General features: G+C 39.3%; 13 protein-coding genes. 6 read left to right on the plus strand and 7 right to left on the minus strand.

Annotated features, from left to right (window positions below; genetic code table 11):
* Positions 1-45: 45 nt before the first annotated feature.
* Positions 46-741: a hypothetical protein gene (locus tag V757_RS28425; RefSeq protein WP_023950667.1), complete on the minus strand. Its 696-nt coding sequence runs from the start codon at positions 739-741 to the stop codon at positions 46-48.
* A gap of 247 nt (positions 742-988) precedes the next feature.
* On the opposite strand from V757_RS28425, the gene V757_RS20705 reads away from it, so the two are divergent.
* Positions 989-1,546 carry a YggT family protein gene (locus V757_RS20705; RefSeq protein ID WP_023950670.1) on the plus strand — a complete coding sequence of 186 codons (558 nt, stop codon included), beginning with the start codon at positions 989-991 and terminating at the stop codon, positions 1,544-1,546.
* A gap of 2 nt (positions 1,547-1,548) precedes the next feature.
* Here V757_RS20705 and V757_RS20710 read toward each other — a convergent pair whose 3' ends face one another.
* The 6 genes from V757_RS20710 to aroQ all read right to left on the minus strand — a co-directional run bounded on the left by V757_RS20710 (position 1,549) and on the right by aroQ (position 6,964).
* Positions 1,549-2,487, minus strand: a complete 939-nt coding sequence (locus V757_RS20710; protein ID WP_023950671.1) for a carbohydrate kinase family protein — start codon at positions 2,485-2,487, stop codon at positions 1,549-1,551.
* A gap of 15 nt (positions 2,488-2,502) precedes the next feature.
* On the minus strand, positions 2,503-3,636 hold the full coding sequence (locus V757_RS29240) for a zinc-ribbon and DUF3426 domain-containing protein (protein ID WP_023950673.1): 1,134 nt from the start codon (positions 3,634-3,636) through the stop codon (positions 2,503-2,505).
* 1 nt (position 3,637) lies between these two features.
* The gene (gene prmA / locus V757_RS20720) at positions 3,638-4,546 is read right to left on the minus strand and encodes a 50S ribosomal protein L11 methyltransferase (RefSeq protein WP_031274473.1); all 909 of its coding nucleotides are present in this window, start codon (positions 4,544-4,546) and stop codon (positions 3,638-3,640) included.
* Between the two features lie 86 nt (positions 4,547-4,632).
* Positions 4,633-5,979 carry an acetyl-CoA carboxylase biotin carboxylase subunit gene (gene accC, locus V757_RS20725; protein WP_023950677.1) on the minus strand — a complete coding sequence of 449 codons (1,347 nt, stop codon included), beginning with the start codon at positions 5,977-5,979 and terminating at the stop codon, positions 4,633-4,635.
* A 35-nt stretch (positions 5,980-6,014) separates the two neighbouring features.
* Positions 6,015-6,476, minus strand: a complete 462-nt coding sequence (gene accB / locus V757_RS20730) for an acetyl-CoA carboxylase biotin carboxyl carrier protein (protein ID WP_023950678.1) — start codon at positions 6,474-6,476, stop codon at positions 6,015-6,017.
* Positions 6,477-6,529: 53 nt separating this feature from the next.
* Positions 6,530-6,964 carry a type II 3-dehydroquinate dehydratase gene (gene aroQ, locus V757_RS20735; protein ID WP_023950680.1) on the minus strand — a complete coding sequence of 145 codons (435 nt, stop codon included), beginning with the start codon at positions 6,962-6,964 and terminating at the stop codon, positions 6,530-6,532.
* Positions 6,965-7,252: 288 nt separating this feature from the next.
* Between aroQ and mpl the strand changes: the two genes are divergently transcribed.
* From mpl to mtgA, 5 genes are read left to right on the plus strand one after another with little or no spacing between them, the layout of a single operon-like run.
* Positions 7,253-8,614 (plus strand): UDP-N-acetylmuramate:L-alanyl-gamma-D-glutamyl-meso-diaminopimelate ligase, encoded by a 1,362-nt coding sequence (gene mpl, locus V757_RS20740; protein ID WP_023950682.1) that lies wholly within the window; start codon positions 7,253-7,255, stop codon positions 8,612-8,614.
* Between the two features lie 3 nt (positions 8,615-8,617).
* The gene (locus V757_RS20745; RefSeq protein ID WP_023950684.1) at positions 8,618-9,190 is read left to right on the plus strand and encodes a YqiA/YcfP family alpha/beta fold hydrolase; all 573 of its coding nucleotides are present in this window, start codon (positions 8,618-8,620) and stop codon (positions 9,188-9,190) included.
* A gap of 15 nt (positions 9,191-9,205) precedes the next feature.
* Positions 9,206-11,272, plus strand: coding sequence for a ribonuclease catalytic domain-containing protein (locus V757_RS20750; RefSeq protein WP_023950686.1), 2,067 nt, complete (start codon positions 9,206-9,208; stop codon positions 11,270-11,272).
* Between the two features lie 4 nt (positions 11,273-11,276).
* The gene (aroE, locus tag V757_RS20755) at positions 11,277-12,137 is read left to right on the plus strand and encodes a shikimate dehydrogenase (protein ID WP_023950688.1); all 861 of its coding nucleotides are present in this window, start codon (positions 11,277-11,279) and stop codon (positions 12,135-12,137) included.
* 21 nt (positions 12,138-12,158) lie between these two features.
* Positions 12,159-12,893: a monofunctional biosynthetic peptidoglycan transglycosylase gene (mtgA, locus tag V757_RS20760; protein ID WP_023950690.1), complete on the plus strand. Its 735-nt coding sequence runs from the start codon at positions 12,159-12,161 to the stop codon at positions 12,891-12,893.
* Positions 12,894-13,012 lie beyond the last annotated feature (119 nt).

The following is a 13,012-nucleotide window of genomic DNA, read 5'->3' on the forward strand; positions in this document are numbered from 1 at the left end:
TAAAAAGGTAGACCMAAAACAACGATCTAACTGAAACAAAAGATACTAAATGTAAAAACAAGAGGCAGTAGCAGCAGCTACCCCTGCTAAAAAAGTAGCTACTAAAGCTACTACTAAAACAGCAGCGACCAAAGCACCTGCAAAAAAAGCGGCTAGCAAAGCTGTCGCTAAAACAGAAACAGCCGTAAAAGCTCCTGCAAAAAAAGCTGCGACTAAAGCAGCCACTAAAACAACGGCGACTAAAGCCCCAGCTAAAAAAACAGCAACCAAAGCTGCCGCAAAAACTGAAACAGCTGTAAAAGCTCCTGCAAAAAAAGCCGCAACTAAAGCAGCTGCTAAAACAACGGCGACTAAAGCCCCAGCTAAAAAAGCAGCAACCAAAGCAGCCGCTAAAACAGAAACAGCTGTAAAAGCACCTGCTAAAAAAACCGCGACTAAAGCAGCTGCTAAAACAACGGCGACTAAAGCACCAGCTAAAAAAGTAGCCACTAAAGTTGCCGCTAAAACTGAAACAGCTGCCAAGGCTCCGGCTAAAAAAGCAGCGACTAAAGCTGTCGCTAAAACTGAAACGGCTGCCAAAGCTCCGGCTAAAAAAGTAGCTACTAAAGCTGTCGCTAAAACTGAAACTGTTGCTAAGGCACCAGCTAAAAAAAAAGTAAGTAGTCCTGCAGAAGAGGTAACTAGTACAGTAGAATCTACCAAAGCAACTACACCTGCTCCAGTAAAAGCAAGTGCACACAAGAAAGAGGTTACTCCAAATGTTTGGCCTTTCCCTGTAGGTTCTAACCGTCCTTAAGCAGAGTCACTCCTGTTTAGCGATTAATTCATATGCCTAGACACTAAAAAATGTCTAGGCATTTTTATTATTTATTTGGATACTAACTATCAATTTTTCTAACTGCCATACATCCATCACATGCATAGATAAAAAGATACTAATCATTTAAAATATAAGCGTACTTTTATTTCTGAGAGATGCACCACCACTATGACTGATGCCTTGATGTTGTTATTAACTATTTTTACTTCTTTATTTTGTACAGTGCTAATTGTAAGGGCATGGATTTTCTGGCGTAGAATTCCTCCTTTTAACCCTTACTGTGCTTTTATTTATAAACTCTCAGACTTTATTGTTGTACCTGTCAGAAAGATTATCCCTTCCAGTAAAAATATTGATATTCCTAGCCTACTCATTGCTTTTATCGTCTGTTTAATAGAGGTGTTTATCAGTTATAAATTAACTATTCTAAAAGAAGAACTATCTGGTATCTCCATTAGTTTGCCTATTTTTATTATTGCGGGGCTTCAACTATTCATCAATCAAATTCTTTCTGTCGTGTTATGGCTAAGTATTTTCTATGCCATTATGAGTTGGGTTAGTCCTATGGTGCCATTTATTAGTTTTTTACGTGCACTCATAGAACCACTTCTAATTCCTATTCGTAAAATAATACCCAATGCATTAAAAACTGGTCCTTTCGATTTTAGTCTAATGTTTTTAATGATTGGGATACTCGTTTTACAAACGCTAGTCAATAGCTATTAGGTTTAATTATCTAACGTTATACCGTATGCTTCTTGTAATTTTGCTGTAATTTCTGCACGGGTATATGAGTAATTCTGTGGGCCTTGCTCTTGAATTTTAAGTGTACCCATCAAACTCCCTAAGCAAGCACTATCATACCAAGACCATCCATTAATTAAACCGTACAAAACACCTCCTCGATGAGCATCACCACACCCTGTGGGATCACATACTTTTTCTGCTTTACATGGTGGAATTTTAGTTTCTTCACCTTGAATATAGAGACTTGCCCCTTCAGCACCACGAGTTACGATTATCGCTTCTAGATGATGTGACAGCTCACTAATTGATTTGTCTAACCGCTGTTCTACAACAGAAGCTTCATAATCATTTAGTGTCATCGCATGAGCCAAACCAACCATCTCTTCAATATCTTTTTGATCAAATAAAGGCATCGCTTGCCCTAGATCAAAAATAAATGGTATGCCTTGTTCATGTAAGCGATGAGCATGTGCGAACATTCCCTCTTTTGAGTCTGGACCTACAATTGCCCATGCAGCATTGTTGTTTTCAATCAGATTAACAGCTGATTGTGACATTGCTCCAGGGTGAAACGCCGCAATCTGGTTGCCATCCAAATCAGTTGTAATATGACATTGTGCCGTAAACATATCAGGCAAAATTTTAATCAATTTGGTATCAATACCTAAACGATCAAAATGTTGAATATAGTCATAACCGTCTTTTCCTACAGTTGCCACAGGAATCGCATGAGCACCTAGCATATTTAAGCTATAAGCAATATTACCTGCACACCCACCAAAATCTTTACGCATGGTAGGAACAAAAAACGATACGCTTAATGATTTAATATTTTCAGCAAGAATATGTTCTTTGAAATGTCCTTCAAATAACGTAATCGTATCAAAAGCAATTGATCCACATACTAAAACAGATGCCATTATTTATTCCTATTATTATGGGTAAAATACATTTACTTCATAGCTACTTAGCGAATCTTGGATAGTTAACTTAAACGGTAAGTTAATCGGTACTTGCGCTTTGGGGGCGAGTGGTTGTAATACTTGTTCGCTAGTCAAATAATCTTTGGGTTCGATATTTTTACTAATCATGACAGCCCCTTGTTGATTTTTTAATTTTAAAATCAACACTGGCCACTCTTGTGGAAGGTCGGTCTTATTAACAATTGTTGCCTGTAAGCGTAATACTTGTTCGCCAGCTTTTGCTGTCGTATTTTTTTCAGGGTTTAGATGATGATTAATAATCGCGATATTATCTACTGATTTTTTAACCCCCACTTCACACTTAAAGACACCACATAACTGCATAATAAATGGTCGCGTAGCGGGGAATGTATTACTAATTTGATTTCTGAATACATAAAAAATCTGTCCAACGGCTAATAATAATGCCAATAAGACAATCACAAACCATAACATGCCACTTCCTGAAGAACGTGGTCTCTCATATTCATAATCATCATCACCATACACACGATCATCACGATCGTATTGATCCTCTGCATAATCAGAACGAATAACGTGATCTTCTCTGCGACGTTGATTATCACCAATATAATAATCGCCAGTATTACTATCCGCATAGTCATTGCTTAACCGTAAACTAGGCTCTCCTCTGTAATGTTGAGAGGAAACCGACTCATTTCTAATGGTATGAGCCGATTCATTTGAATTACTCTGTGTACTTTGTACAGGTTGATTCAAATGAATGTGTACACTAGGTTGTTGAGGAGAAGCTGGCGTATAACTCTGCACTGGTGGTGTATAAACAGGCTCAGGTGTTGCTATGGCTGGCTTGACATCAATGACAGCTTCTGCCTGTCTTTCACGAGTTGTAGCATGATACGTTGGCATTTCTCGTTTTACAGGGCTTACTTTTGACGCCTGTACAGTAGGTACTGAATGCTCTTGCTCTGATAAGACAGGGTAATCATCTTCTTCCTCATAAAGATGCTCAAGCGCATTAAACACTTGTCGGCAAACACCACAGCGAACCATACCATTTCTCTGTTCTAATTGTTGTTCGGTTAGTGTTAAAACCGTTTCACAATGGGGGCAACATGTTTTCATCTTATTTCACACCGTGTAGACAAACCCAACCTTCTTCCGACTGCCATACGCTCATTTGCATGAACGGCGCATAAGCATTAGCAACCTCTTCTGCTTGACGTTCAAGTACACCAGAGAGAACGAGATGCCCTCCCTTTTTAACTCTGCCTGCTAACATAGGGGCCAGCACCTTTAAGGGGTTAGATAAAATATTAGCAACAACAATATCAAACTGGCCATCAGCTAAGCCATCAGGTAACATGAACTCAATATCAACCTGATTGACTTTAGCATTATAATCGCCTGTTGTCACAGCCTGTTCATCAATATCAACGCCTTTTACCTCAGCCGCTCCTAATTTTTTAGCAATAATTGCTAATATGCCTGAACCATGCCCATAGTCTAATACTTGCAGACCTTGGATGTCATGACTGGCTAACCACTGTGCACATAAATGCGTGGTTGGATGGCTACCTGTGCCAAATGCTAAGCCTGGATCTAACTCGATGAGGATATTCTGACTATCAGCATTTGCTTGTAAAATCTCTGGATTTTCCTTATGCCAACTTGGCACAATCCAAATATGTTCAGCAATTTGAATAGGGTCAAATTGCGATTGTGTCAGGCGAACCCAGTCCTCATCAGCAACCTCTCGAATAGTCACAAATTCAGAGTAATCTTTATTAGTTAATTGTTTTAAATTAGAAATAATCTCCTCAACAGATAACTCATCTGGTAATAAGGCAATAATATTATTTCTTGTCCATGCTTGTACTTCAGGCTCAGTACCAGGCTCACCAAATAAAGGCTTTTCTTGGTCAGTATTTAAATCAGCATCCTCAACAGAGACAGACAAAACGCCACATTCCAATAATAAATCAGATAATTCCTCTGCTTCGCTTTCTAAACTTAACAGAACTAATTCGCGCATAATCATTCCAATAGTTTCTTTTTTAAAGGACGACAACCCCACCATAGGCGGGGTTGTACCATATATAGCATCAGATCTTTTAATACTTAACTGATTTTATTCAATTTCTTCTCAAGATAATGAATAGTAGTACCGCCCTCAACAAAGTTGGCATCATTAACCAAATCTCGGTGTAGAGCGATATTTGTTTTAATACCCTCAACAACCATTTCTGATAATGCAATGTCCATACGTGCTAAGGCTTGTTCACGTGTACTACCAAAAGAAATAAGCTTAGCAATCATTGAGTCATAATTTGGAGGGACACGATAGCCTGTAAAGACATGTGAATCCAAACGAATACCTGGGCCACCGGGCGTATGCCATGCGGTAATAAGGCCAGGAGAAGGAACAAACGAGTATGGATCCTCTGCATTGATACGACATTCAATCGCATGACCAGTCAATTTGATATCTTCTTGACGTAAACCAAATGGTAGTTGTGCTGCTACTTTAATTTGTTCTTGAACTAAATCAATACCAGTAATACATTCTGTCACCGTGTGCTCAACCTGAATACGAGTATTCATTTCAATAAAGTAGAACTCACCTTTTTCGTATAGAAACTCAAACGTACCAGCACCACGATATTTCATCTGGCGGCAAGCGGCTGCACAACGTTCACCAATTTTGCTCACTAAGGCACGATCAATACCTGGTGCTGGTGCTTCCTCAATGACTTTTTGGTGTCTACGCTGCATTGAACAATCACGTTCACCTAACCAGACTGCCTGACCTTCACCGTCACCCATCACTTGAATTTCAATATGGCGAGGATTCTCAAGGAATTTCTCCATATATACTTCGGGATTATTGAAGGCTACTGAAGCTTCTGTTTTGGTCGTTTGCACAGCTGTTAATAACGCAGCTTCAGTATGAACAACACGCATACCACGACCACCACCACCACCAGCAGCTTTAATAATTACGGGATAACCAATGCGCTCTGCTGTAGCTAGAATATAATCTGGATCATCAGGAAGGGCTCCCTCAGAGCCCGGTACAACTGGCACACCAGCACTAATCATCGCTTGTTTTGCACTAACCTTGTCACCCATTACGCGGATAGACTCGGGACGTGGTCCAATAAATACAAACCCACTGCGCTCAACCCTTTCTGCAAAATCAGCATTTTCTGAAAGAAAACCATAACCTGGGTGAATGGCTTCTGCATCAGTCACTTCTGCCGCTGCAATAAGTGCAGGCATATGTAAATAACTTTGCTGTGGTGCTGCTGGACCAATGCAAACAGATTCATCGGCTAAACGAACATATTTTGCGTCACGGTCAGCTTCGGAATGCACAACCACTGTTTTAATGCCTAATTCACGACAAGCTCTTTGCACGCGTAAAGCAATCTCACCACGATTGGCAATCAAAATTTTCTGGAACATAAAAAAGTCTCGTGTAAATTAAAGATAGCTTTTGATTAAGCAATGACAAATAAAGGCTGACCAAACTCTACTGGTTCACCATTTTCGACAAGAATTTCTTTAATAACGCCTGTTTTATCTGCTTCAATTTCGTTAAGCAATTTCATCGCTTCGATAATACACAATGAGTCACCTTCTTTAACAGAAGCACCCACTTCAACAAATGGAGGAGAACTTGGGTTTGGTGCACGGTAGAATGTACCTACCATCGGAGCTTTTACCACATGCCCACTCACTACAGGCTCAGATGTCACTGGTGCAGCTGAAGCTAACACAGGAGCAGGTGCTACTGTTGGTGCAGGAGCCATCATAGGTGCAGCATAATGTTGTACTTGAGGAGCTTGATTAGCAAACTTCACAATTCGCACTTTGCTCTCGTCGCCCTCAGTCACTTCTAATTCAGCAATGCCTGATTCAGCCACTAAATCAATTAATGTTTTTAATTTTCTTAAATCCATAATAGTTCCAATGTTGGATAATTCAAATACAAGTGACAAACACTCGTTTTGTATTAGCGTTTATTAGCAATAAAAGACAACGCTGCTTCGTAACCATAGGCACCTAAGCCACATAGTACGGCAACAGCCTTATCTGATAAATAAGAATGATGACGGAAAGCTTCTCTCGCATGAATATTAGATAAATGTACTTCGATAAACGGTATATTGACACCTAAGAGCGCATCTCTTAAGGCAACACTAGTATGAGTAAACGCACCCGGGTTAATCACTATATAATCGGTATTCCCCATCGCTTGATGGATACGATTAATGATTTCGCCTTCGCTATTGCTTTGAAAAAAGTGACAAACAAGATTTAACTTGTTAGCTTGCTCTTGTAAGTGAAGATTAATATCGTCAAGGGATTGAGAACCATAAATATGAGGCTCTCTTTTACCAAGCAAATTTAAATTAGCACCATTTATAAAGAGGACATTTGTTTGCATTTATTCTATCCGACATCTTTAATAACGCTATTTAACGACAAAATGATGTATTTGTCTATTATTTTCTTATAAAATTGCCATTTTTTTGAAACTTTTCTTTAATTTAAAACGGTTGTTTTGTTTTTTTTGTTGTTTTTTAAAACGACGTTTGAAATCAACAACTAACCATTGAGCTACTGCATAACGCTGAAAGGAAATGTAGTTTTTCTTAAAGAACCGCCTTAATCAAGCAATCTACCCCCTAAATTTGCTTAAAATACTAGCATCAACAAAGATAGAGAACTTTTTATGCATATTCACATTTTAGGTATTTGTGGTACTTTCATGGGGGGATTAGCCATAATTGCACGGTCGGCTGGTCATAAGGTGACAGGTTGTGACGCTGGCGTTTACCCTCCTATGAGCACACAATTAGAAGAACAAGGTATTACATTAGTAGAGGGATTTGGTGTTGAGCAACTAGAATTAAATCCTGACCTCTACATTATTGGCAATGTTGTGACTCGTGGCAATCCATTGATAGAAGCCATTTTAGAAAACAATCTACCCTATGTTTCAGGCCCACAATGGCTAGGTGAACAAATTCTACGCCAACAACATGTTTTAGCTGTCGCTGGAACGCACGGTAAAACAACGACAAGTTCTATGCTTGCATGGGTACTTGAATATGCCGGTCTAAAGCCCAATTTCTTAATTGGTGGTATTGCAACGGACTTAGGTGTGTCCGCACGTTTCAATCCCGACTCTAAACATTTTGTCATTGAAGCAGATGAATATGACACAGCTTTTTTTGATAAACGCTCAAAGTTTGTTCACTATCATGCCAGAACGGCGATTTTAAATAATTTAGAGTATGATCACGCCGATATTTTCCCTGATTTAGCTGCTATTGAAACGCAATTCCATCATATGGTTCGTATCATTCCTCAAAGTGGTGTGGTGATTACCCCTACACATGATGAAGCGTTAGAACGCGTTATCGCTCGTGGCATTTGGTCAAATCAAACTCACTTTGGTAATGACGGAGAGTGGCAATGTGGTCACCGAGACCCAGCAGGCCAAACATTCGAGGTACTTCACCAAGGACAATCTATCGGTACAATTACTTGGGCACACACAGGCACTCATAATATTAATAATGCACTAGCCACTATTGCTGCGGCAAAAGCTGTTGGCATAGAGCCTAGTACGGCTATTGAAGCACTTTGCCAATTCAAAGGTATTAAGCGCCGCATGGAATTACGTGGAGAAGTTAAACAAATTTGTGTTTATGACGATTTTGCACACCACCCTACAGCCATTGCCACGACTCTTGATGGTTTACGTAAGCGTGTCGGTAATGCTCGGATCATTGCTGTTCTTGAACCACGCTCTAATACTATGAAACTTGGTACAATGGCTGCTCGCTTACCTGAAGCACTACAACAAGCGGATTTGGCATTCTGTTTTGGTGAGACCCACGGCAAACACGCATTAGGCTGGAAGCCAGAAGAAATTTTTGGTGACCAAGCAGATAAGGTCAAAACCTTCCATGACCTAGAGGCACTAAAACAAGCTCTTGTTAGCGTCGCTCAACCAGGTGACCATATTATTATTATGAGTAATGGTAGCTTCGGTGGTTTGCATGAGAAACTTTTAAAAGCACTCTAATAAATGATGATTTTATATTTGCACGGTTTTAGATCAAGTCCTTTGTCCGCTAAGGCTCAACTCTTTAAAAAAGTTATGCAGGAACGAGGACAGCTCAATGAATTATTACTGCCTTCGCTACCTTCTTCGCCAAAACAAGCGATAGAACTTTGCCTAAAGCTAGTGCAAAATATTCCCAACGACCAGCTATGTATTGTCGGTTCCTCTCTAGGTGGATACTACGCCACTTATCTCGCAGAGACCTTGGGTTGTCGTGCTGTATGTATCAACCCTAGTATTTATGCACCTAGAGATTTATCTACTCAACTTGATGTTCGCACACAATATCATACTTCCGATCCTTTTTATTTTGATGCTAGTTATATCAAAGAGTTGGCAAAGTTTTTTATCCCTACTATTTCAACACCAGAAAATTTTCTACTACTAGCTGGTACACACGATGAATTATTAGATTGGCAAGAAATGCAGGCCAAATATCAGGGTGCCACACAACTTCTAGTGGAGGGAGAAGACCATGCTTTTAGTGGTTTTGAACAATATCTTCCTTTCGTACTAGACTTTATTTTCCAACACTAAGGCGAGTTCTCATTCATGTATTTACTTTTTGAAGAGTCAGGACAATTTAAAACTGGCACAATCCTCTCCGAAGCAGAGACTTCTTTGCAAGTAGAGAGTAGCTCTGGTAAACGAATAAAAATAAAACGTGCCAATGTTATCTTTACCTTCAAAGATGTATCCCCCCTCCATTTACTCGACCAAGCAAATGAGCTTAGCAAAGAATTAGATATTGAGTTTTTATGGGAAATTTCTCCAAAAGAAACGTTCAATGTAACGCGACTAGCGAAAGAATACTACGGAGATGATGCAGGGACAGTAGAACAAACAGCATTGCTACTATTTCTGCATGACCACCCCATGTATTTCCATCGAAAGGGGAAGGGTTTATATGCTCCAGCACCTGAAGAAATTCTTCAGGCGGCTAAACTAGCCCAAGAGAAAAAACGCTTACAAGCAGAACAACAACAGCAATGGACTCAAGACTTTGTCAAAGGCATTGTTCCTGAAGAATTACGCTCTATCATGCCAAGTTTCTTGACTAACCCAGATAAAAATACAATTGCATGGAAAGCCTTTGCTGATGCTGTTAATGAATTAGGCATTCAAGTACCAGAACTACTCCTAAAACTTAACGTATTCCCTAATGCTTTAGCGGTACATCGTCAAAAATTCCTCGCTATTGCATTTCCTCGTGGTACAGCTAACCCAGAAATCCCCATCCCTCCCATCGAAGACTTACCTACAGCGACTGTGGAGGCATTTTCAGTGGATGATATTTCTACCACAGAAGTAGATGATGCTTTTAGTATTCAACACCTTGGAGATAATCAATATATTTTTGGTATCCATATTGCTTGCCCCGCCCTTGTGATTGACAGGGATAGCCCTCTTGACTTAGCAGCACGAAAAAGAATGTCCACAGTATATTTTCCGGGTGACAAAATTCCCATGCAACACGAGGATGTTATCAAAACTTTCTCTCTTGATGCTGGCAAGCATTCACCCGCTTTGTCACTCTATGTGACAGCTGATATAGCTACTGGTGAAATCTTAAATGAAGAAACCAAACTTGAACGAGTGTTTATTAAAGAAAACTTACGAAACAACTATTTAGAGGATGTATTAACTGCTGAAGCATTGGAAAGCACTGATGCAGACATTCCATACGCTGAGTTATTCAAACCTATGTGGCGTTTTTCTAAGTTCTTACGAGCAAAACGTGATGAACGTAGAGGTAAGCCAGAAAAAAATGATCGTGTAGAATATTTATTCCGTTTAGAAGGCTCACCAGATGACCCTGACTCAATCATCACGCTAGACCCTCGAGTTCGTAATGCACCAATTGATCTACTTGTTGCTGAATTCATGATTCTTTGTAATAGTACTTGGGCAAAACTATTGGCTTCTTTGGGGTTACCAGGTATTTTTCGCTCACAGCAACAGTTTGGTCGCGTACGCATGAGTACACATGCCTTACCTCACCACACTATTGGTGTAGAACAATATGCGTGGACAAGTTCACCATTACGCCGTTATGTGGACTTATTCAATCAGCGTCAGTTAATCGCTGCCGTAAAACATGGGGTTTCTGCACGTCTGGTCGCTCCTTATAAACCTAAAGAAATCGATATTTTCTCTATTATTAGCCAATTTGAGTCTATTTATACGCTTTATTTAACCCATCAGGCTAGAATGGAGCGCTTCTGGTGCTTACGCTATATTCAACAACAGCATTTAAGCGAAGTCGAGGCAACTGTCATTCGCGAAGAATTAGTACGTCTAAAAGATATTCCTATTACAACGTCTATTGCGGGACTACCAGAACTAGAAAAAGGTACCAGTATCAGAATCGCCATTGATAAAATTGATTTATACAATCTAACGTTTGAAGCACGCTTGCTAAAAATATTGGATACAGCTATTGTAGATGTTGATATAGAAGATGACTTATCAGATACCCTACCTGAAAATTTATCTCTTGATGAAATTGAAACAGAGATAGAGGTAGACTCAAGTGTGGAATCTAATCCTGAAATAGCACCTAATCCAGATAATATTTTAAACACCTCAATTACTGCCGAGATAAATAAAAAGGACTAACCTTATGTCGCTACTCAAATTTTCTGTTTTTGGCAACCCTATCAAACAGAGTTACTCGCCTAAAATGCATTTATTATTTGCAGAATCCTGTGGGTTAAAAAACGTTGAGTACACAAAAACCTTAGTCCCTCTTGATGCCTTTCCTCAAACTGTCCATCATTTTTTTCAACAAGGTGGCCATGGTTTAAATGTCACTGTCCCCTTTAAACTTGAAGCATTTGAGTTAGCTAAACAGCACCTAACACCGAGAGCTCAAGCAGCAGGGGCTGTCAATACACTATGGTATCAAGACAATCTAATTCACGGTGATAATACGGATGGTATCAGTTTGGTTAAAGATATCTTACGTCAAGGAATTTCTCTAAAACAAAAGATTTTGCTCATTGGTGCTGGTGGTGCTGCTCGTGGTGCTATCTTACCCTTAATTCAAGCTGGTTGTACGCATTTACATATTGCCAATCGTAGTCCTAATAAAGCTGCAGACCTAGCAGACATATTTAATACATTGATTCGACAAACAGAAACTGATTTAATTTGCAAGATTACTAGTAGTGATTTAAACAATATCGTAGGAGAGTGGGATATTATCATTAATGCTAGTTCAAGTAGTTTAGGTGGCGAGCCGTTAAATATTGCTGATAACGTAATAGCACATTGTCAATTTGCTTACGATATGCTCTATACGGCGACAGGCATCACTCCTTTCTTACAACAAGCGTTAGAACATGGTGTCAAACACTATTCCGATGGTTTAGGCATGTTAGTCTATCAAGGGGCAGAAGCCTTTGCAATCTGGACAAAAAAATACCCTAATCCTGAACCTGTTATTGATATTCTTAGACAAGAGATAGCTCAAAACCACTAAGAAATAACATATGATGACACTATGACTGATACATTAGCCATTCGTATTATTCACTCCCCTATTAAGACCTGCCTTAAATACACCCTCTTAGGTCTGCTCGTGATTTTACTTGCTTACCAACTATTTTTGTTGGCCAATGTCATCTTATATCGTTTCATTAACCCTAGTAGTACAGCTTTTATGCGCATCAAAGCACTTAATATTGCCGATGATGTTTCGCCCAAAATTCTGTACAACTGGTCAGACTATGAACAAATAGATAAGGATATTAAAAAAGCAATTATCGCTTCAGAGGACTCTCGGTTCACTCAACACTTTGGAGTTGAATGGCAAGCTATTATTGATGCCTATTATTTTAATCTCAAGCATGAGAATGCCAATAAAGCCAAAATCAGAGGTGGCTCAACTATTTCCCAACAATTAGCGAAAAACCTTTTTCTCAGTCAAAAACGTTCTTACCTTAGGAAAGCTCAAGAACTTGTTATCACATATATGATTGAGATTATTATGCCAAAACAAAGAATTTATGAGCTTTATCTTAATACAGCGCAACTTGGTGAAAGAACTTTTGGTGTAACAGCTGCTAGCCGAGTTTACTTTAAACAAGATGTGAGTAAAATATCCTCTGCACAAGCTGCAACCTTAGCCGCTTTATTGCCAAACCCTATCCTGTATAGCCAGCATCTTAAAAGTAGCTATATGCGCAATCGCATAAATACCATTCAAGCACGAATGCCTCTTGTCAGTATCCCATAATGCTAGAACTAGCACTGTATGCTGTATATAGCAACTATAAATTATGAAGCTTTTATGACATTTAATAGAATTATTAATCAATTTTCTGAATACCATTATAATAATCACTCTATTTAGGA

It is taken from the genome of Pelistega indica (genome assembly GCF_000506865.1).
Lineage (GTDB): Bacteria > Pseudomonadota > Gammaproteobacteria > Burkholderiales > Burkholderiaceae_B > Taylorella > Taylorella indica.

Excerpts from the sequence above, each read along its gene's own strand:
- V757_RS20705 (WP_023950670.1), top strand. The coding sequence starts at position 989 with ATGACTGATGCCTTGATGTTGTTATTAACTATTTTTACTTCTTTATTT.
- V757_RS20710 (WP_023950671.1), bottom strand. The coding sequence starts at position 2,487 with ATGGCATCTGTTTTAGTATGTGGATCAATTGCTTTTGATACGATTACG.
- V757_RS29240 (WP_023950673.1), bottom strand. The coding sequence starts at position 3,636 with ATGAAAACATGTTGCCCCCATTGTGAAACGGTTTTAACACTAACCGAA.
- prmA (WP_031274473.1), bottom strand. The coding sequence starts at position 4,546 with ATGCGCGAATTAGTTCTGTTAAGTTTAGAAAGCGAAGCAGAGGAATTA.
- accC (WP_023950677.1), bottom strand. The coding sequence starts at position 5,979 with ATGTTCCAGAAAATTTTGATTGCCAATCGTGGTGAGATTGCTTTACGC.
- accB (WP_023950678.1), bottom strand. The coding sequence starts at position 6,476 with ATGGATTTAAGAAAATTAAAAACATTAATTGATTTAGTGGCTGAATCA.
- aroQ (WP_023950680.1), bottom strand. The coding sequence starts at position 6,964 with ATGCAAACAAATGTCCTCTTTATAAATGGTGCTAATTTAAATTTGCTT.
- mpl (WP_023950682.1), top strand. The coding sequence starts at position 7,253 with ATGCATATTCACATTTTAGGTATTTGTGGTACTTTCATGGGGGGATTA.
- V757_RS20745 (WP_023950684.1), top strand. The coding sequence starts at position 8,618 with ATGATGATTTTATATTTGCACGGTTTTAGATCAAGTCCTTTGTCCGCT.
- V757_RS20750 (WP_023950686.1), top strand. The coding sequence starts at position 9,206 with ATGTATTTACTTTTTGAAGAGTCAGGACAATTTAAAACTGGCACAATC.
- aroE (WP_023950688.1), top strand. The coding sequence starts at position 11,277 with ATGTCGCTACTCAAATTTTCTGTTTTTGGCAACCCTATCAAACAGAGT.
- mtgA (WP_023950690.1), top strand. The coding sequence starts at position 12,159 with ATGACTGATACATTAGCCATTCGTATTATTCACTCCCCTATTAAGACC.